Raw genomic sequence first — 17,766 nt, forward strand, 5'->3', positions numbered from 1 at the left:
CCCGGTCGTGCCCCCTCCCTCCCTGCGCCCGACCACCGTGCCCCCGACCTACGTCGACGCCAACCGGCTGTGGGTGGACTCCCGCCCGCGCGCGGCGGTGCAGCGGCGGTTCGAGGCCCCGGTGCTGCTCCGGCTGGGCGGCCCGGTGGCCGGCGGCCAGGCCCTGGAGCTGGGCACCGGCCGCCGCGGCACCGGCCTCCGGCTCGCCGTGGAGCTGTTCGGCGCCGCCCGGGTCGAGGGCGTCGAGCTGCACCCGGCGAGCGTGGCGGCCTGCGCGACGGCGGTGCGCGACCTCGGCGACCGGGTCGGGGTGCAGGCCGGTGACGCGACCGCGCTGACCGCGGCGGACGCCTCCTACGACGCGGTGTTCGGCTACCACGTGCTGCACCACGCCCCGGCCTGGCGGGACGTCGTCCGGGAGGCGGCGCGCGTCCTGCGCCCCGGCGGGCGGCTGTACTCCTGCGAGATGACCGCACGGATCGTGGACAGCCGGCCGCTGCGCGCGGTCTCCCGGCACCCGACCGACGGCGACCGGCCCACCCCGGCCGGGCTCGCGGCCGTCTGCTCCGCCGCCGGGCTCACCGTCACCGGGCAGGAGACCCGGTTCGCGGGGTGCTGGACCGCCCTGGTGGCGACCAAGCCGTGAGCGCCGCCGGGCGGTCGGTCCCCGGCGTGCTGCGTGCGGCGGTGCAGCTGCTGCGCCGGCACGCGCGGGTGGCGTTCCTGACCTCGCTGGCGGCCACCCTGGTCAACACGGTGCCCGACGTGCTGCGCCAGGTGCTGGTGTGGGACGACCCGCGGGTGGCGGCCGCCGTCGCGGTCGACGTGCTGGGGTTCGCCACCGCGCTGGTCGCCCAGCTGTGGGTGACCGGCGCGCTGGCCGAGCTGCCCGCGACGGGGCGGTCGGCGCCGGCCGGCGCGCTGCGCCGGGGTACGGGTCTGGCCTGGCGCGCCGTCCGCACGTCCCCGGCGGCGGTGCTCGCCGGCGTCGTCTGCGGCGGGGCGGTGTCCGCGCTGCTGACCGTGCCGGCCTCGGTCGCCGCCCTGGGCCTGCACCGGGTGCTCGGCCCGCTGGACGCACCCGGCGTCGGGGCGTTCACCGTCGCCACCGTCAGCGACCTGGTGGCCAGCGCGGTGACGTTGCCGTTCCTGGCCCTGGTGCTGGTCCTCACCGCCGCCGGCGGCAGGTTGAGCGCGGCCCCGGCCGGGCAGTGACCGGCCATGGCCGGCGAATGGGACTACACCCGCACGAGCATCGGGACGCTGTCGATCTGGTTGGGCACCGGGGCGCTGTTCGCGCCCCGCGCGATCACCGGCGTCCTCGGGGTCGACGGCACCGCGGCGCAGACCGACCGCGCGCTGCCGCTGCTGGTCCGGCTGATCGCAGCCCGCAACATCGCGATGGGCGCCGCGCTGCTGGCCACCCCGACGCCGCAGGCGCGCCGCACCACCGAGGTGACGCTGCTGCTCACCCTGCTCGACGCCGCCGCCGTGCTGGTGGCCCGCCGCGGCGGGGACGTCGCACCGCGCAGCGCCGGCCTCTCGCTGGCCGTGCTGGCCACGACGGCGGTGGGCACGCTGCGCTGGCACCGGCGCTGACCGCTCAGCGACCGTCGAAGGTGGCCCTCCCCGGCCCGTCCCGCAGGAAGCTCGCGACCGCCCCGCGCAGGTCGGCGGTGGCGAACAGCGCGCCGGACACCGCCGGGGTGAGGTCGTCGGCGGCCCGCACCCCGTCCCGGACGGCGGTGGTCACCAGCCGCTTGGTCACCGCGTGGGCCAGCGTCGGGCCGGCGGCCAGGTCGCGGACGTAGCTCCGGACGGCCTCGGCGAAGCCCTCCTCGGGCAGCACCTCGGTGACCACGTCCCACCGCTCCAGGGTGGCCGCCGGGTACCGCTTCCCGGTGTAGACCAGCTCCTTGGCCCGCGCCGGGCCGGCGCGCTCGGCCAGCCGCTGCGGGCCGCCCATCGAGGGGGAGAGGCCGACGACCCGCTCCACCAGGCCGAAGGACGCCCGCTCGGTGGCCAGCAGCAGGTCGCAGGCCAGCGCGAGCTCGAACGCCGCGGTCAGGGTGAGGCCCTGGGCGGCGAACACGGTCGGGACCGGCAGGTCCTCGACCGCCTGGGTGATCCGCAGCAGCCGCCGCCAGAGCGCCGCGCCGTGCTGGGCGGCGTCCGCGCCCTCGGCGATGTCGGCGAACAGCGCGACGTCGACCCCGCCGGAGACCACCTTCCCGCGGGCCTCGACGAGCACCGCGCGGGCCCGGTCGGGCGCACCCGGGCCGGTCAGCCGACCCAGCTGGGCCACCACGTCCTCGAGCCCGGCGAACACCGCCTCGTCGAAGAGGTTGAGCGGCGGGTGGTCCAGCACGACCACGGCGACGTCCCCGTCGCGCTCGAGCCGGACGGGGGAGCGGTCACTGGTCATCTGGGCATCCTGCTCCTCCCGGACGACGGGCGAGGACCTCAGCCGTCGGCCTGCTCGTCGGCCGCGCGCTGCCGCTCGACCTCCGCCAGCACGGTCTTCCGCCCCTTCCCGAGCTCCCGCTCGGCCCGCTCGGCGCGGTCGAGCTGCGCCTCCCCGTGCATCGACCGCACCTTCTCGCGGGCCTCCGGCGCGGGGGCGTCGACCAGCTCGGCGGCGCGGCGCGCCTCCTGGGCCGCCGCGGTGTTGGGCACGTGCTGGGTGTCGCCCTGCCGCTTCTGGCGGTCGGTGGCCCGCTGCTCCTCCTCGCTCAGCAGCTGCCAGGCCGCGTCGGGCAGGTAGCGCTCCGTGCCGCCGTCGCCGCGGGCGTCGGTGCCGCCGTCGGCGGTGTGCCAGTCCTGCTTCGTCCACTCGGCGAGGTGCTGCTGGGACGCGGTGCGCTCGCCCTCGTGCCGGTAACCGCCGCCGGCCGCCTCGTACTCGTGGGTCAGCAGCTGGCTCTTCCGGGCGCTCCACTGACCGGGCCGGCCGCCCCGGTCCCCGGCCCGGATCTCGTCCTTGAGCCGGGCGCGCAGCTCCGGGTCGGTGTAGTCGTCCGCGTAGTCCGCCGCCGTCTTGCCGCTCATGCCGGTGCGCTACCCGCGCCGGCGGCCGCACACGCGCCCCGCCGCGCCCTAGAGGTCGCGGCGGAGGAAGGCCACCGCGGCCAGGCCCCACACCATGGCGGTCCACAGCGCGGCCCAGGCCAGGTAGGCCGGGGTGAGCGGGGCCTCGCTCAGGAACGGGAAGCCGTCGAAGGCCGGGCCCAGCTGGGTCAGCACCGACGGGTCCTGGAAGGCGTGCATGGCCCCGCGCCACAGCCCGTCGGTGGGCAGCAGCACCCGGGAGATCGTGCCCACCCGGGCCACCCCGTCGTTGCCCAGCGCCTCGCCGATGCCGCCGACCACGCCGGCGATCCAGGTGGCCCCGAACAGCCCCACCGCGACCACGCCGGAGGCCATCGGCGAGATGACGGTGGACAGCAGCAGCCCCAGCGTGAGCAGCACGACCGTCTGGGCGGCCAGCAGCGCCAGGGCGCCGGCCGGCTGCGGCGGCCAGTAGTCGACGGTCAGCCGGACGACGAGGCACAGCGACAGCCCGGCGACCACGACGAACCCGGCGCCGAACGCGACCAGCCCGAGCCACTTGCCCAGCAGCACCGTCGACCGGCGGACCGGCCGGGCGAGCACCGACAGCGCGATGCCGGACTCGACCTCGCCGGACAGCGTCGGCCCGGCGAGGAACGCCGTGCCGAGCGCGGCGATCAGGCTGAGCCCGAACATCACCAGGTTGAGCAGCTGGGAGGCGACCAGCCGCGCCTCACCGCTGGTCAGCGTGCCGAAGTCGCTGGTCGCGGTGAGCCGGGAGAACCCCCAGGCGCTGAGCCCGAGCAGGGCGAGGGTGAGCACCGCCAGCGCCCGCAGCACCCGCCGCCGGGCGGCCTCCCGCAGCGTGAGCCCGGCGATGGTGAGCACCACCCGGGCGGTCACCGGGGCTCCTCGGCGCCGGTGCGCAGGATGCCGAGCAGCCGTTCCTCCAGGCTGATCCGCCCGGGCTCGACCGCGTGCACCCGGACGCCGAGCGCGACCAGGTCGGCGACCAGGTCGGGCACCGCCGTCCCGTCGTCGTCGGCGGGCAGCGCGACGGTGACCCAGTCGCCGGCGGCGTCGACGACCCCCGCGGCGGCCAGCCGGTCCTGCGCCGCGGGCGGCACCGCGGTCAGCTCCAGCCGCACCTCGCGCTGCCCGAGCAGCTCGGCGAGGCTGCCGGCGGCCGCGACCCGGCCGCGGTCCAGGATCACCACCCGGTCGCAGACCCGCTCGACCTCCCCGATCAGGTGCGAGTTGAGCAGCACCGCCACCCCGCGGGCCTTGAGCGCGAGCACCAGGTCCCGGACGTCGACCCGGCCCAGCGGGTCCAGCGCGCTGGTCGGCTCGTCGAGGACGACGAACTCCGGCCGGGCGACGAGCGCGACGGCGAGGCCCAGCCGCTGCTGCATGCCCTTGGAGAACCCGCCCACCCGGTCACCGGCGCGCTCGGCCGCGTGCGCGGCCAGGCCCACCAGCGCCAGGCACTCCCGCTGCTCGGCCACCGGCACCCGGAGGCCGGCCAGCCGGACGTGCAGCGCCAGCACCTCGGTGGCGGTCAGCCACGGCTGGTAGCGGAACAGCTCGGGCAGGTAGCCGACCCGGACCCGCGCGCGGGGGTCACCGGCCGGGCGCCCGAGCAGCATGACCTCACCGGCGTCGGGGCGGACCAGGCCCAGCAGCATCTTGATGACGGTCGTCTTGCCGGCGCCGTTCGGGCCGAGCAGCCCCAGCACCTCGCCGCGGCCGACCTGGAAGGACACCCCGTCGACGGCCTGGTGCCGCCCGTACCGCTTGCGCAGCCCGGTGCACCAGACCGCCGCCGTCGGCGGCAGCCCGGCCACCAGGTCCGCTGCGGCGCGGACGTCGCCCTCGCCGAGGGTCGTGGGTTCGGTGGCCACGGTCAGCCGAGGTCCTCGGCGACCGCGAGCACCTCGTCCGGTCCGAGCGACCCGGCGACGACGGTGACCACGCCGTCGGAGACCCACAGCACGGCGGCGAGCGCCTGGTCCCGGGTCTCCAGCACGGTGGCCGGCACCCCGTCGACCTCGGCGGGGGTGGTGGTGACCCGGTCCTCGGGCACCGGCAGCGGCAGCGTCGACCCGTCGGCGGCGAAGGTGCGCAGCTGCGCCGCGACGTCGTCCGGCAGCCCGGGCAGGGAGAGCAGGTAGTCCCGCATCGTCTCGAACGGGACGCCGGCGGAGCTGTAGGCGGTCGGCGCCACGGCCCGGCCCACGACGAGCGCCGGGACCCCGGCGGACTGCTCCCAGATCGCAGCGACCCCGGGGCCGGCCACCAGGCGGACCTGGCTGCCGTCGAGCCCGGCCGGTGCCGGCGGCGCCGGCTCCCCGCTCGCGGCGGTGGCCTGCGCGGCCCGGTCGGCGTCGAAGGTGAACGTGGCGCTCAGCTCGCCGACCACCTGGTACTCGGGGTCGCCGGTGACCCCGCGGGGCAGCGTGTCCACCGCCGGGACGTCCAGCCCGCTCTGCGCCGCCGCGGCGGCCGCGTCGGCGGCCTGCTGCGGGCCGTCGCCGCCGGTGACCTCGAGGTCGCCGTAGGCGCTCAGGTCGGGGAGGGCGACCAGGTCCGCGGTGTCCAGGCCGATCGGCTGCACCTGCTCGGTGCGGAACACCTGCAGCCAGTCGTTGGCGGCCGCGGTGCCGGCGCCGGCCAGCACCACGGCGAAGGCCACTGCGGCGACGACCGGACGGCGGAGCACCGCCCGGGCCCGCCGGGCGCGGGCGGGCGCCCGGTCCGGGGAGCGGTCGGGGGTCGCCGCGGGGAGGGCGGCGGACAGCCGCTGCCAGGCGGCGGGCAGGTCGACGGTCGCCGGGCCGGCCGGCTGCAGGGCGCGGTCGACGACGGCGGCGTCCTGACGGGCGGCGGCCAGGCCGTCCAGGCAGACCGGGCAGCCGGCGACGTGGGCCCGGTCGGGCTCGGAGACGCCGGCCGGCTCGTCGAGCAGCCGGCGCAGCACGCCCTCAGTCGGATGACGCATGACGGATCAGCTCCTTGCGCAGGGCGGCCTCGGCACGACGGACGGTCGTGCCGATGCTGCCGGGGGACAGGTCGAGTGCCGCGGCCACCTCGGCGTAGCTCAGGCCGCTGTGCCGCAGCACGAGGGCCACGGCCTGGGTGCGGGGCAGCCCGGCGAGCGCGGCGCGCACCCGGCTGCGGTCCTCACGGGTCAGCACGGTCTCCGCGACGTCGGGTGCGACGACCTCCGCGGTCGCGGCGACGGTCTCCTCCCGGGACGCGCGCCGGCGCCCCGAGCGGATGAGGTTCAGCGCGGTGTGGGCCGCGGCGACCGACAGCCAGCCGGGCGCCTCACCGGCCGGGACGGCGGACCGCCCGAAGGCCAGGAAGACCTCCTGGGCGACGTCCTCGGCCTCGTCCCGGGAGCCGAGCACCCGGGCGGCCACCCCGACGACCCGCTGGTAGTCGCGGCGGAACACCTCGGCCAGGTCGGCCCGCACGGCGTCCTGCGTCGCCCGACCCCGCACCGCCACGACCGTCCTCCCCGCCCGCGCCGGTGCACGTCCGGTCACCGACCCGGGCCGTGGCAGCTCCATCGCGGCCGCGGCCGCGGGCCGTCCGTGCTGCAGGTCCATGTCCAGAGAGCACCGCCGCCGTCCCGGATGTGACACCCGGCGTCCACCGTCCTCCCCGACGACCTTGATCCGGCCGCCGGGAGGGCGCAGAGTCGGGGGTCCACCCCCGAACCCCGTGGAGCGCCGGATGCTCGAGTTCCTGATCGTCGTCGCGCTCGTCGGCCTCCTCCTCACCGGGGTCCTGGTCGGCACCGCGGTGCTGCTGCTGCGCCGGCTGCTGCGCAGCCGGCTGGTCCTCACCGCCACCGACCTGGTCACCGACGGCGTGCTCGCGGTCAGCGCGTGCCGCCCGCGGGCCACGCCGAACCGGGCCGCCGCGCTCCGGGCGCTGCGGGTGTCCCGGGCCCACCGGCTGCTCCGGGAGCGGGTCGCCCTCGCGCAGCGGGCCGGCGCGCACCTCGGTGACGTGCCCACCGTGCTGCCCCGGCTGGAGGCCGAGGGGCGCCGGCTCCGCGTCGCCCTGGGCCGGCTCGTCGGCTCGACGGCGGCCGCCCGGGAGCTCCTGGACCGGGCCGACCGGCACCTGGCCACGCTGGCCGACCTGACCGAGGTCGTCGACGCCGCGGCCGAGGCGCCCGCCGTCGACGACCTGCTCGCCCGGGACGCCGAGGAGGCCGCCCTCGGGCTGCGGCTGCACACCGCCGCCTACACCGAGCTCATGGGCCGGGAGCCGCAGGGCGCGGAGCCGGCCGACCGCCGGCCGGGACGCGCCGCCTCCTGACGGCAGCCCGGCCACGTCCTCAGCTCGGGGACGCGCTGGTCGGGCTCGTGCTCGCCGGCGTCGTGGTCGCCGGGGGCTCGCTGCTGGGCGCCGGGACTTCGGTGCTGGGCAGCGGGGGCTCGGTGCTGGGCGGCGGGGGCTCGCTGCTGGTGGGCGGCGGCGCGCTGGTCGTGGTGGGTGGTGCGCTGGTCGTCGGGGGTGCGCTCGTCGTGGGCGGCGGTGGGGGAGCGCTGGTCGTCGTCGCGGGGGGCGGTGCGCTGCTGCTGGGCGGGGGCGCGCTGGTCGTCGGCGGTGGCGGCGCGGCGCTCGTGGTGGGTGCGGCGGTGGTGCTCGGGGCTGCGCTGGTCGTCGGAGCGGCGCTGGTCGTCGGAGCGGCGCTCGTGGTGGGCGCGGCGGTGGTGCTGGGGGCGGCGCTCGTGGTCGGTGCTGCGCTCGTGCTCGGCGCGGTGCTGGTGCTCGGTGCGGCGCTGGTGCTCGGGGCAGCGCTGGTGCTCGGCGCGGCGCTCGTGCTCGGTGCTGCAGTGGTCGGCGCGGGGGGCGCGGGCGGCGCGGGGGGCGCGATCGCCGTCGGCGGGCGCTGGGGGGTGGCCTCGTCGCGGGGGGTGGCGGGGGTGGTCGCGGCCAGGACCGTCTCCTCGGGGCTCGGGGAGGTGGGCAGTCGGGAGAGCATCCCCGGGGCCTCGACGGGCAGCGCCGGGAGGTCCGCCGGGTCGCTGGTCCGCGTGGCGGCCCGGTCCTGCGCCAGGGCGGTCGCGGTGCCGCCGTCGTCGTCCTGGCTGAGGAGCACCTGCGGCAGCAGCCACGCACCGGCGAGGACGCCGAGGGCCAGGACGCCGGTCACCGCGACGCGCACGGTCCAGGGCACCTGGACCGGGCGCCCTGCTGCCGCGGTCCGCAGCCGCGCCAGGACACGGCGGCGGGCGGCGGCCGCCGGGGCGCTGAGCACTGCGCAGAGCACGGCGCCGGTGAGCAGGACGGCGGCGCCGACGAGCAGCGCGGTCGCGTAGCCGGTGGCGAAGGCGTCCCGCGCGCCGGCGGCGACGGCCGCGCCCTCGGGGCCCAGCCGGGCGGACACCCCGAGGGCCTGGGCGATGCCGGACTCCGCCCGGACGGCGTCCGGGGCGGACAGCCCGGACACCGCGCCGAGCACCTGGTCGCCGTAGCCGGTGAGCAGGACGCTCGCCGCGACCGCGCCACCGAGCGCGCCGCCCACCTCGCGGGTCACGTCGTTCACCGCCGCGGCGAGGGTGCGGCGGTCGGCCGGGAGCCCGTCGATGATGAGCGTGGTGCCCGGGGTCAGCGCCAGCCCGAAGCCGATGCCGAAGACGAACAGCGCCACCCCGAACTGCCACAGCGGCGCCCCGCCGTCCGCCTGCCAGGCCAGCAGGGCGAGGCCCACCGCCATCTGCGCCATGCCCCACGCCGCGACGGGCCGGGCGCCCAGGCGGCGCTGCAGCGCCGGTGCGGCCTGGGCGGTCGGGCCGATCCCCAGCGCCATCGGTGCCAGCCACAGCGCCGCCTGCAGCGGGGAGAGGCCGTGCACGTACTGCAGCCACTGCGGGGCCAGGAAGAACAGCCCGAACGCGGCGAAGAACTGCAGGAAGACCACGGCGCTGCCCGCCGACAGCCCGGGGGAGCGGAACAGCCGCACGTCCAGCATCGGGTGCGGGTTGCGCAGCTCGGCCAGCACGAACGCCACCAGCACCGCGACCCCGCCGGCCAGCGCGGTGACGGTGAGCCCGTCGGTCCAGCCGCGCTCGGGGCCCTCGATGACCCCGTAGACCACGCCGGCGAGGCCGACCAGCGCCAGCAGGCCGCCGACCGGGTCCAGCGACAGGTGCGGGTCCGCCGACGGCGGGACGACCGCGACGCACAACCCCAGGACGACGGCCGACAGCACCCCGAAGGCGATCTGGACGCTGCCCCACCAGGCGAACTCCAGCAGCACGCCGGCGATCAGCAGCCCGAGCAGCGCGCCCGCGCCGGAGACCGCGGCCCACACCCCGATCGCCGAGGACCGGCGTTCCAGCGGGTAGGCGTCGACCAGCACCGACAGGGTCGCCGGCATGACCGCCGCCGCCCCGGCCCCGGCCAGCGCCCGCAGCACGATCAGCTGGGTCGGGTCGGTGACCAGCCCCGAGGCGAGGCTGCACACGGCGAAGACGCCGAGCCCGAGCAGCAGCGCGCTGCGGCGGCCGTACTTGTCCGCGGCGATGCCCAGCGGCAGCAGCAGCGCGGCGAAGACCAGGGCGTAGACGTTCACCACCCAGGTCAGCTCGGTCTGCGAGGCCCCGGTCGAGCGGGCGAGCTCGGGCATGGCCAGCGCCAGCGACGAGCCGGCGCCGATCACCAGGGCCAGGGCTGCGCACATCACGGCCAGCAGCGCGCCGAGCCTCCGGTGCGTCGTCCGCTGGGGCATGCTGACTCCAGACGTTCGTCTCATACGCCCGTCTCAAGGGCAGGCACCAGCATGGAGGTCCGGTGACGCAGACCGCTACCCCTTCCCGGCTGCTGGACGCCGCGGAGGAGCTGCTGGCCCAGCACGGTCCGGCGGGCACCTCGGTGCGGGACGTGCTGCGGCTGGCCGGGGTCGCCAACGCCGCCGCGGTCGGCTACCACTTCGGCGGCAAGGCAGCGCTCGTCGCCGCGGTGGAGCGCCGGGTGGTCGACCAGGTGGTCGCCGACCGGGAGCGGTCCCTGCAGCCGCTGGTCGACGCCCCCGACGTCGAGGGGCTGGTGGACGGCTGGGTGCGGCCGATCGTGACCCTCCGGTGCGCGGGCCGGGGCCGGTACGCCGCCCGGGTGTTCACCCGGATCTTCGACCAGCCGCCGGCCCGGTGGGAGGCCAACGGCGCGGCCGCGATCCGCGCCATGGCCGGCCGGTACTGCGCCGTCCTGGCCCCGCTGCTGCCGCATCTGGACGCCGCCGAGCTGACCTGGCGCTGGCAGTCGGTCACCGCGACCACGGACTTCTACGCCATCGGCGCGCTCGACTTCGGTGCGCCCGACCCCGGCCCGGACGACGTCGAGCGGCACGTCCGCCGGCTCGTCGTCCCCGGCAGCGCCCTGCTCCGGGCCGCGGCGAGCTGACCGGCGCCTGGCCCGGTCACGGACGGCGTGCGCCGGTGACCAGGGCACCGGGACGGCGTCGCGACCACGCCAGGAGGCCGATGTAACCGACGTCGAGGACGAGGCAGAGCAGACCGAGCGTCAGGACGAACGCCGAGTGCTCGCCGATGCCGAAGACGATCGTGGGGGCGGCGGTGCCGATGCACTTCGCCACCGCGATGGTCATCGACTGCCCCCGTGGCCCCCGCCGCGCGAGGAACATCGCGATGAACAGCCCGGACATCAGCAGGTTCTGCAGGAACGCGGTGTACCGGGCGGCCTGCGCGTAGCCGAACTCGACGACGAAGGCCCACTGCACCGCGTAGGCGGCGGCGAAGAGCCCGATACAACCCGCGACGAACCAGCTCCGGGGGAGGGGACCCGGGAACTCGCTGCGGCCGTACCGGACGAAGGTGGCCACGATGAGGAGGTCGGCCAGCAACCACGCCAGGTTCACCGACGCCTGCAGGCCCGGTTCGGTGGCCAGCCCCCAGACCGAGTAGATCGACTCCCAGGCGAGGTTCAGCGCGAGGGCGGCCACGGGCAGCGCGTACGTCCGCTGCGTGAACCCGATGCGGATGGCCGCGACGTAGACGACGGTCCAGGCGATGCCGCTGAGTGCGGTGAGGAACGTGGTCATCGGTCCTCCCGGGCGCCGGTGCGCAGCTGCAGGACAGCGCCCAGGGTGGCAGCCGTCCGCCCGCAGCGGAGCACCTTCCCACCGGCTGGAGCGGCCGCGACAATCCAGCGGCGCCGGCCGCGCGAGCACCTCAGTCCGACGGGAGGGCCGGGTGGACGACGTCGTGTCGCTCGACACCCTGGCCGCCGTGGCCGGGGTGTCGCTGGTCGCCGCCCTCGTCGTCGGCCTGTTCCCGCGGCTCCCGGTGCCCCAGGTGGTGCTGCTGCTGGCCGGCGGGATCCTCATCGGCCCGGACGTGCTGGCCATCGGTGCAGCCCACGACGTGCGGGTGCTGGCCGACGTCGGTCTGGGCTTCGTGTTCCTGCTCGCCGGCTACGAGGTCGACCTGCGACTGGTGCGCGAGGACGCCGGCCGGCGCGCGGTGGTCTCCTGGGGGGTGTCCCTGCTGCTGGCGGCCGGCGTGGTCGGCGCGCTGGACGCCGCCGGGGTCGTCGAGGCGTACCTGCCGGTGTCCCTGGGGCTGACCACCACGGCGCTGGGCACCCTGCTCCCGGTCCTGCGGGACAAGGGGCTGCTGCGCGGTCCGCTGGGCCGCCACCTGCTGGCCACGGGGGCGGTCGGCGAGCTGTTCCCGGTGCTGGCGATCGCGGTGTTCCTGGGCACCCAGGGCCGGCTCGCCGCACTGGCCTCGCTGGCCGCGGTGGGGCTGCTCGCCGTCGTCCTGGCCCGGCTGCGGCGCGGGGTCAGCGGGGGCGGCCGGCTGGCCGGCGTGCTCGGGAGGGGGCAGGGCGAGACCGCACAGATCACCCTGCGCGGCACGATCCTGCTGCTCCTCACCCTGGTCGCGGTGACCGACCGCTTCCACCTCGACGCCGTGCTCGGCGCCTTCCTCGCCGGCATGGTGCTGCGGCGTTGGGTGGGGGACGCCGACCCGGTGCTGGAGTCGAAGCTCGACGCCATCGGCTACGGGTTCTTCGTCCCGCTGTTCTTCGTGTACTCGGGGATGGGCCTGGACCTGCACTCCATCGGGGAGGCCCCGCTGCGGCTGCTGCTGTTCCTCGTGCTGATGCTGCTCGTCCGGGGCGGCCCGGTCCTGCTGGTCTACCGCGGGGTGCTCCCCGCGCGCCAGCGGGGCCAGGTCGCACTCGTCGGCGCGACGGCGCTGCCCGTCCTGGTGGCGCTGGCCGAGATCGGTCTGCGCAGCGGCACGATGCTGCCGGAGAACGCCGCGGCCCTGGTCGGTGCCGGCGCGGTGACGGTGCTGCTGTTCCCCGCGCTGGCCGTGGCCCTGGACCGGCGGCCGCCGCGGTCAGCGGCTCACTCGGTCGCCGGTCCGGTGGGCACCCCGCCGCCCACCACGTAGGTCCGGGCGTTGGTGAACTCCAGCGCCCCGGCCGCGCCCAGCTCACGGCCGTAGCCGCTGCGCTTGGTCCCGCCGAAAGGCAGCCGCGGGTCGGAGGCGACCACGGCGTTGACGAACAGCGCGCCGGAGGTGATCCGCCGGCCGACCGCGAGCGCGTGCTCGGGGTCGGCGCTCCACACGCTGGCGCCCAGCCCGTACCGGGTGGCGTTCGCCGCCTGCACCGCCTCGTCGTCGTCGGCGACCGCGAGCACCGCCGCCACCGGGCCGAAGGTCTCCTCGGCCATCACCGGCATGTCCAGGGTGACGCCGGCCAGCACGGTCGGTGCGAAGAAGGCGCCGGGGCCCTCCAGCGGGCCACCGCCGGTGAGCACGGTCGCGCCGGCCTCCACCGAGGTGCGCACCTGCCGCAGCAGGCCCTCGCGCAGGTCGGCGCGGGCCAGCGGGCCGACCGCCGTCGCCTCGTCGCGCGGGTCGCCGACCCGCAGCGCGGTCACGGCCGCGGCGAAGCGGGCGGTGAACTCCTCGGCGACGTCCCGGTGCACCACGAAGCGCTTGGCCGCCAGGCAGCTCTGGCCGGAGTTGATGAACCGGCTGCGCACCGCGCCGGCCACGGCGAGCTCCACGTCGGCGTCGGCCAGCACGACGAACGGGTCGGAGCCGCCGAGCTCCAGCAGGCTCTTCTTCACCGCCCGGCCGGCCGCCGCGGCGACGGCCGCACCGGCCCGCTCGCTGCCGGTGAGGCTGACCGCGGCGACCCGGTCGTCCTCGATCAGCGCCCGGCTGACCTCCGGCACCTCGGCCTCGGCGACGACGATGCTGCGGAACACGTCCTCGGGCACGCCGGCGTCGCGGAGCACCCGCTCGATGGCCAGCGCGCAGCCGGTGACGTTGGGGGAGTGCTTGAGCACGGCGGTGTTGCCGGCCAGCAGGGTCGGCGCGGCGAACCGCAGCACCTGCCAGAACGGGAAGTTCCACGGCATGACGGCGAGGACGACGCCGAGCGGCTCATGACCCACCCAGCTGCGCTGACCGGCGCCGGTGTCGACCTGCTGCGGGGCGAGGAAGCCGGGCCCGTGCTCGGCGTAGTACTCGCACGCGGTGGCCGACTTCGCCACCTCGGCGCGGGCCTCGCCGATCGGCTTGCCCATCTCCGCCGTCATCAGCGCGGCGAGCTCGTCGGCCTCCTCCCGCAGCCGGTCTCCGACCGCGCTCACCAGCTCGTCGCGCTTGTTGACCGGGCGGGCCGCCCAGCCGGGTTGGGGGGGTTGCCCCGGGGCCAGCACCGCGCGGACGGCGTCGACGTCCGCCGCCGGGTAGGTGGCCAGCACCTGCCCGGTCGACGGGTCGACCGTGCTGACCTCAGGCATCGATCGTTTCGTACGTCTTCACGCTGCGCTCGGCCAGGTACGCCAGGATGTAACCGAACACGTTCTCCTGGAAGTGCGGCGTGGCCTTGTGGTCCTCGTAGGCCTGCGCGTCGGTGTACTGCTCGTAGAGGAAGAACGTCTCCGGGTCCTCGGGGTTGACCTGGGCCTGGTAGAAGACGTTGCCCGGCTCCGCGCGGGACAGCGGGGTCATCTTCCTGATCACCTCGGTGACCCGCTCGGCCTCCCCGGGCTTGGCCTTCCAGGTGGCTGCGACGACGAACGCCATGTCAGTGGTCCTTCCGTTGCGTGGGTGGGGCAGTGGGTATGCCGACTGTGTTGCGCAGGACGCCGATCGGGCCGGCCTCCATCTCGATGACGTCCCCGGGCTGGATCCAGCGGTCCAGCTCGAGCCCCGACCCGCCGGTGGCGGTGCCCGAGCCGAGCACCTCGCCGGGGAGCAGGGTCTGGTCCTGGGACGCGTAGGCGACCAGCGCGCCGAACGAGTGGTGCATGGCGGAGACGCGGTCACCGCCCCACCGCTCGCCGTTGACCCGGACCTCGAGCTCGAGGGTGTCCAGGTCGACCTCGTCGGGGGTGACGATGCACGGGCCCAGCACGTTGGACCCGTCCCACTCCTTGGCCTTGGCCGGGCCCATGCCGACCGGCAGCTCGCGGCGCTGCACGTCGCGGGCGGACATGTCGTTCCAGATCGTGAAGCCGAAGACGACGTCCAGCCAGTCCTCGGCGGGCACGTCCCGGGCGGCCCGGCCGATCACCACGGCCAGCTCCAGCTCGTGGTCGAGCTGGGCGCTGTAGGAGGGCCACGGCAGCACCGTGTCCGGGCCGGTGACCGTCGTCCCCATGCTGCGGTAGAAGACCGGCACCTCGTACCACTCGGCCGGGACCTCCCGCCCCAGGTTGCGGTAGGCGTTGAGCAGGTGCCCCTCGAAGGCGAGGAAGTCCCGGAACGAGCGGGGGACGAGCGGCGCGAGCAGCCGGGCGCCCGGCACGGGCCGCTCGGTGCCGGTCGGGGCGCCGGCCTCGATGAAGGCGACCATGTCGCCGTCGAAGCCGACGTCCAGGACGGTGTCGCCGTCCAGCCGGCCCACGCGCGGGGGGCCGGCCGGCGGCTCGTAGGTGACGAACCTCAACGGGCTAGATCGTGGTGATCGGTCGGGACTGCAGCAGGTACAGGTCACCGGCGGCGTCGAAGGCCCACTCGATGTCCTGCGGCTGCCCGTGCAGGCCGGCGAGCGTGGAGCCCATCTGCGCCAGCGCGACGCACTCGGCGTCGCTGAGCACGCGCTCGGCGTCGACGATCTTGGACCTCTTCACGTCACCGGCGCGGGAGAGCGTGTAGTTGTCCGGGGTGGTCTCGCCGGAGACGACGGCCTCGCCGAGCCCGCGGGCCGCCTCGACGACCATCCGGTCCTTGCGGCCGTGCACCGGGTCGACGGTGAACATGACGCCGGACTTCTGGCTGTCCACCATCTGCTGCACGACGACGGCCATGGCGACGTCCTCCAGCGAGCCCTTCTCCTGCCGGTAGAACACCGCGCGGTCGGTGAAGAAGGACAGCCAGCACTCGACGACGTAGTGCAGCACCGCCTCGAGGCCCTCGGTGTTGAGGAAGGTCTCCTGCTGGCCGGCGTAGCTGGCACCCGCCGAGTCCTCGGCGCACGCCGAGGACCGGACGGCGACCAGCCCGGTGAGCTTCGCGTACTCGGCCTCGATCAGCTCGCGCGGCGGCTGTGCGGCCGCGACGAGCGCCCGGGCGGTCTCGACGTCCTTGGCCCGCATCGCCTCGCGCAGGGCCTCGGAGTCGACCGCGGCCTCGAACGCCGCCGAGGTGATGACGAACCCCGGTGGGACGGGCAGCCCCTCGGCGGTCATGGTGGCGAGGCTGGCGCCCTTGCCGCCGGTGAGCTCCACCTGCTGGCAGCGGGGGTCGGCGAACGGCAGCACCAGCGGGGCATCCGTCGGCACGGTGGTCTCCTCGGTCGGGGTGGGGAGGGTGGCGGTCATCAGAGGGCACCGACCGGGGCCGGCGCCGGGACGTCGCTGAGGATCTCGACGCGGCCGGTGGAGCCGTTGACCCGTACGCGGTCGCCGGTCTTGATCCGGCGGGTCGCGTCGGAGGTGCCGACGACGGCGGGGATGCCGAACTCGCGGGAGACGACGGCGGGGTGCGAGGCCATGCCGCCGGCGTCGGTGACCAGGCCGGAGATCTTGGTGAACAGCACGACCCAGGACGGGCTGGTCATCCGGCAGACGATGATCTCGTCGCGCTGCACCTCGCCGAACTGCTCGGCCGACAGCACCACGCGGGCGGTGCCCTCGATGATGCCGGCCGAGGCGGGCAGGCCCGGGATCTCGGCGTCGTGCGAGGGCGCCGGCCGGTTCAGCTTCTCCGGGAACGCCCACAGCGACCAGTACGGGAAGCCGACCTGGGACTCGGTGGCCGTGCCGATCCAGTCCCGCGGCCGCACCTCGTAGGCGTCCTCGCGGGCGTCCCGGCGGTCGCCGACGAGCTCCTGGGCGTCGAAGGAGTTGCTGCCGGCCATCAGCCGGCGCAGCTCGTTGTACTTCAGGTACATGACGTCCTCGGCGTCGTCGAGCCGGCCCTCCTCGACCAGCTTGCGGCCGATCGCCACGAGCACCAGCCGCACCCGGGCGTTGGTGCCCTGGTCGATGTAGAAGTGGTGGTCGGGGGTCAGCGGGTTCATCCGCAGGCTCAGCTCGAGCGCCCGGGCCAGCTCGTCGCGCGCCGGGCCCTCCTCGACGCCCTCGAAGACCTCCGCCTTGGCCTTCGCCAGGTCGTCGGCGACGGCCTGCAGCTCGGCGGGGTAGTCGTAGTCGCTCTCCAGGTAGCCGCGGATCGCCTCGACGATCGGCGCCGGGTCCTCCCGCCAGGTCCGGAAGGAGAACTCGTGGGCGTACATCGACTTGTAGCCGAAGGTCTGCTGGTAGGGCTCGATGTGCTCGGCGAGGAACGCTCGGCCGGCGTCGGTGCCCTCCAGGGCGCGGATCACGTCGCCGGCGGTGGCCTTCTCGAAGGCCCGGGCGACCTCGCCCTGCTCCTTCGCCACCAGCTCCTTGATCTTCCAGAGCTCCTCGATGGAGTCCCAGTTGCGGTTCTCCGTCGAGCTCTGCAGCCGGCCCATCAGCGCGGAGTGGTCACCCTCGCCCTTCGCGGCGGCGACGGCGGCGTTGAGCGCGAGGGTGGAGGAGAACTGGGCGAAGTTGAGCACCCAGTGGATCTGCCAGTGCCGGTCGTGCATGTCGATCGCGTCCTCGAGCAGGATCGCGAGCTCGACCAGGCTGGCGGCGTCGTGTTCGTAGGTGTCGAAGCGGACGAAGTTGCGCTCCATCTCCGGGCGCAGCCGGTCGCGCCACCAGACGAGGAAGTGCTCGGCGTAGTACGGCAGCGTCCAGCCCATGTAGGCGCCGAGCTCGGCCGGGTCGCCGGCGTCCAGCGGCACCCGCGGGGTGTACCGGGCGCCGTACTCCGAGGCCTCCGCCGACAGCCCCGGGGTCGCCGGGATGGCCGCGGTGTACACGTAGCCGTTGACGACCTTGGAGATCCAGTCGGAGGCGAACGGCGTGCCGAAGCGCCGGAACATGTAGTCGCACTTGAGCCACCAGCCGCCGATGTCGGCGTACATGGGCGAGATCGGGTTGGGGATGTGCAGGTCGTCGTGCACCCAGAAGAGCTCGCGCTGGCCCTCCTCCCACTGCACCGGGAAGTCGTCGTCCCCGTGGAAGGTCGCCAGGACTGTGTCGTCGACGCTGTCGTCGCTCATGCCCACTCCGTCGTGAGTCGGTGTCTGGTGCCGTGCCGGCGCGGTCACCGGCGGCCGTTGCCGGCCCGCGCGGCGAACAATCGATAATCAAGCAGATGGGTGTGA

General features: G+C 75.8%; 19 protein-coding genes. 6 read left to right on the plus strand and 13 right to left on the minus strand.

Translation table 11 applies throughout. The features are described from left to right. Positions 1-7: 7 nt before the first annotated feature. From MODMU_RS11245 to MODMU_RS11255, 3 genes are read left to right on the plus strand one after another with little or no spacing between them, the layout of a single operon-like run. Positions 8-646, plus strand: coding sequence for a class I SAM-dependent methyltransferase (locus tag MODMU_RS11245; protein ID WP_014740359.1), 639 nt, complete (start codon positions 8-10; stop codon positions 644-646). Beyond that, entirely contained in the window at positions 643-1,215 is a 573-nt protein-coding gene (locus tag MODMU_RS11250) for a hypothetical protein (RefSeq protein ID WP_014740360.1), read from the plus strand. The genes MODMU_RS11245 and MODMU_RS11250 overlap by 4 nt, the downstream gene beginning before the upstream one ends. 6 nt (positions 1,216-1,221) lie before the next feature. Continuing rightward, the gene (locus tag MODMU_RS11255) at positions 1,222-1,599 is read left to right on the plus strand and encodes a DUF4267 domain-containing protein (protein ID WP_014740361.1); all 378 of its coding nucleotides are present in this window, start codon (positions 1,222-1,224) and stop codon (positions 1,597-1,599) included. A 4-nt stretch (positions 1,600-1,603) separates the two neighbouring features. On the opposite strand, the gene MODMU_RS11260 is transcribed toward MODMU_RS11255, so the two are convergent. The 6 genes from MODMU_RS11260 to MODMU_RS11285 are packed head-to-tail and all read right to left on the minus strand — an operon-like array spanning position 1,604 to position 6,557. Further along, positions 1,604-2,425 (minus strand): enoyl-CoA hydratase/isomerase family protein, encoded by an 822-nt coding sequence (locus MODMU_RS11260; protein ID WP_014740362.1) that lies wholly within the window; start codon positions 2,423-2,425, stop codon positions 1,604-1,606. Positions 2,426-2,463: 38 nt separating this feature from the next. After that, positions 2,464-3,048 carry a hypothetical protein gene (locus MODMU_RS11265; RefSeq protein ID WP_014740363.1) on the minus strand — a complete coding sequence of 195 codons (585 nt, stop codon included), beginning with the start codon at positions 3,046-3,048 and terminating at the stop codon, positions 2,464-2,466. A gap of 48 nt (positions 3,049-3,096) precedes the next feature. Further along, positions 3,097-3,951, minus strand: a complete 855-nt coding sequence (locus tag MODMU_RS11270; protein ID WP_014740364.1) for an ABC transporter permease — start codon at positions 3,949-3,951, stop codon at positions 3,097-3,099. Continuing rightward, the gene (locus MODMU_RS11275) at positions 3,948-4,949 is read right to left on the minus strand and encodes an ABC transporter ATP-binding protein (RefSeq protein WP_014740365.1); all 1,002 of its coding nucleotides are present in this window, start codon (positions 4,947-4,949) and stop codon (positions 3,948-3,950) included. Before MODMU_RS11275 ends, MODMU_RS11270 begins: the two co-directional genes overlap by 4 nt. 2 nt (positions 4,950-4,951) lie before the next feature. Further along, positions 4,952-6,046: a hypothetical protein gene (locus MODMU_RS11280; RefSeq protein ID WP_014740366.1), complete on the minus strand. Its 1,095-nt coding sequence runs from the start codon at positions 6,044-6,046 to the stop codon at positions 4,952-4,954. Next, entirely contained in the window at positions 6,030-6,557 is a 528-nt protein-coding gene (locus MODMU_RS11285) for a sigma-70 family RNA polymerase sigma factor (protein ID WP_014740367.1), read from the minus strand. Before MODMU_RS11285 ends, MODMU_RS11280 begins: the two co-directional genes overlap by 17 nt. 229 nt (positions 6,558-6,786) lie before the next feature. On the opposite strand from MODMU_RS11285, the gene MODMU_RS11290 reads away from it, so the two are divergent. Next, a complete protein-coding gene (locus MODMU_RS11290) occupies positions 6,787-7,380 on the plus strand; it encodes a hypothetical protein (RefSeq protein ID WP_014740368.1) in 594 nt (197 codons plus the stop codon). Positions 7,381-7,399: 19 nt separating this feature from the next. On the opposite strand, the gene MODMU_RS30030 is transcribed toward MODMU_RS11290, so the two are convergent. After that, complete coding sequence (locus MODMU_RS30030; RefSeq protein ID WP_014740369.1) at positions 7,400-9,799, minus strand: MFS transporter; 2,400 nt, start codon at positions 9,797-9,799, stop codon at positions 7,400-7,402. Positions 9,800-9,861: 62 nt separating this feature from the next. Between MODMU_RS30030 and MODMU_RS11300 the strand changes: the two genes are divergently transcribed. Continuing rightward, positions 9,862-10,470, plus strand: a complete 609-nt coding sequence (locus MODMU_RS11300) for a TetR/AcrR family transcriptional regulator (RefSeq protein ID WP_014740370.1) — start codon at positions 9,862-9,864, stop codon at positions 10,468-10,470. 16 nt (positions 10,471-10,486) lie between these two features. Here the strand turns inward: MODMU_RS11300 and MODMU_RS11305 are convergent, their stop codons facing one another. Next, positions 10,487-11,128: a transmembrane-type terpene cyclase gene (locus MODMU_RS11305; protein WP_014740371.1), complete on the minus strand. Its 642-nt coding sequence runs from the start codon at positions 11,126-11,128 to the stop codon at positions 10,487-10,489. A gap of 151 nt (positions 11,129-11,279) precedes the next feature. On the opposite strand from MODMU_RS11305, the gene MODMU_RS11310 reads away from it, so the two are divergent. Then, positions 11,280-12,491 carry a cation:proton antiporter gene (locus MODMU_RS11310; RefSeq protein ID WP_014740372.1) on the plus strand — a complete coding sequence of 404 codons (1,212 nt, stop codon included), beginning with the start codon at positions 11,280-11,282 and terminating at the stop codon, positions 12,489-12,491. Here the strand turns inward: MODMU_RS11310 and MODMU_RS11315 are convergent. From MODMU_RS11315 to MODMU_RS11335, 5 genes are read right to left on the minus strand one after another with little or no spacing between them, the layout of a single operon-like run. Continuing rightward, positions 12,446-13,858: an NAD-dependent succinate-semialdehyde dehydrogenase gene (locus MODMU_RS11315; protein ID WP_014740373.1), complete on the minus strand. Its 1,413-nt coding sequence runs from the start codon at positions 13,856-13,858 to the stop codon at positions 12,446-12,448. The genes MODMU_RS11310 and MODMU_RS11315 overlap by 46 nt on opposite strands. After that, entirely contained in the window at positions 13,851-14,144 is a 294-nt protein-coding gene (locus MODMU_RS11320; protein WP_014740374.1) for a putative quinol monooxygenase, read from the minus strand. The genes MODMU_RS11315 and MODMU_RS11320 overlap by 8 nt, the downstream gene beginning before the upstream one ends. A gap of 1 nt (position 14,145) precedes the next feature. Then, a complete protein-coding gene (locus MODMU_RS11325) occupies positions 14,146-15,009 on the minus strand; it encodes a fumarylacetoacetate hydrolase family protein (protein ID WP_014740375.1) in 864 nt (287 codons plus the stop codon). 4 nt (positions 15,010-15,013) lie between these two features. Further along, positions 15,014-15,883, minus strand: a complete 870-nt coding sequence (locus MODMU_RS11330; RefSeq protein ID WP_014740376.1) for a PEP/pyruvate-binding domain-containing protein — start codon at positions 15,881-15,883, stop codon at positions 15,014-15,016. Continuing rightward, positions 15,883-17,661, minus strand: a complete 1,779-nt coding sequence (locus tag MODMU_RS11335) for a PEP-utilizing enzyme (protein ID WP_014740377.1) — start codon at positions 17,659-17,661, stop codon at positions 15,883-15,885. The genes MODMU_RS11330 and MODMU_RS11335 overlap by 1 nt, the downstream gene beginning before the upstream one ends. Positions 17,662-17,766: the final 105 nt, after the last annotated feature.

The sequence above is a fragment of the Modestobacter italicus genome, assembly GCF_000306785.1.
GTDB classification, from domain to species: Bacteria; Actinomycetota; Actinomycetes; order Mycobacteriales; family Geodermatophilaceae; genus Modestobacter; species Modestobacter italicus.

Bases quoted from the DNA above. Each gene is read 5' to 3' on its own strand.
- MODMU_RS11265 (WP_014740363.1), bottom strand. From the start codon at position 3,048: ATGAGCGGCAAGACGGCGGCGGACTACGCGGACGACTACACCGACCCG.
- MODMU_RS11330 (WP_014740376.1), bottom strand. From the start codon at position 15,883: ATGACCGCCACCCTCCCCACCCCGACCGAGGAGACCACCGTGCCGACG.
- MODMU_RS11260 (WP_014740362.1), bottom strand. From the start codon at position 2,425: ATGACCAGTGACCGCTCCCCCGTCCGGCTCGAGCGCGACGGGGACGTC.
- MODMU_RS11315 (WP_014740373.1), bottom strand. From the start codon at position 13,858: ATGCCTGAGGTCAGCACGGTCGACCCGTCGACCGGGCAGGTGCTGGCC.
- MODMU_RS11335 (WP_014740377.1), bottom strand. From the start codon at position 17,661: ATGAGCGACGACAGCGTCGACGACACAGTCCTGGCGACCTTCCACGGG.
- MODMU_RS11305 (WP_014740371.1), bottom strand. From the start codon at position 11,128: ATGACCACGTTCCTCACCGCACTCAGCGGCATCGCCTGGACCGTCGTC.
- MODMU_RS11320 (WP_014740374.1), bottom strand. From the start codon at position 14,144: ATGGCGTTCGTCGTCGCAGCCACCTGGAAGGCCAAGCCCGGGGAGGCC.
- MODMU_RS30030 (WP_014740369.1), bottom strand. From the start codon at position 9,799: ATGCCCCAGCGGACGACGCACCGGAGGCTCGGCGCGCTGCTGGCCGTG.
- MODMU_RS11255 (WP_014740361.1), top strand. From the start codon at position 1,222: ATGGCCGGCGAATGGGACTACACCCGCACGAGCATCGGGACGCTGTCG.
- MODMU_RS11290 (WP_014740368.1), top strand. From the start codon at position 6,787: ATGCTCGAGTTCCTGATCGTCGTCGCGCTCGTCGGCCTCCTCCTCACC.
- MODMU_RS11280 (WP_014740366.1), bottom strand. From the start codon at position 6,046: ATGCGTCATCCGACTGAGGGCGTGCTGCGCCGGCTGCTCGACGAGCCG.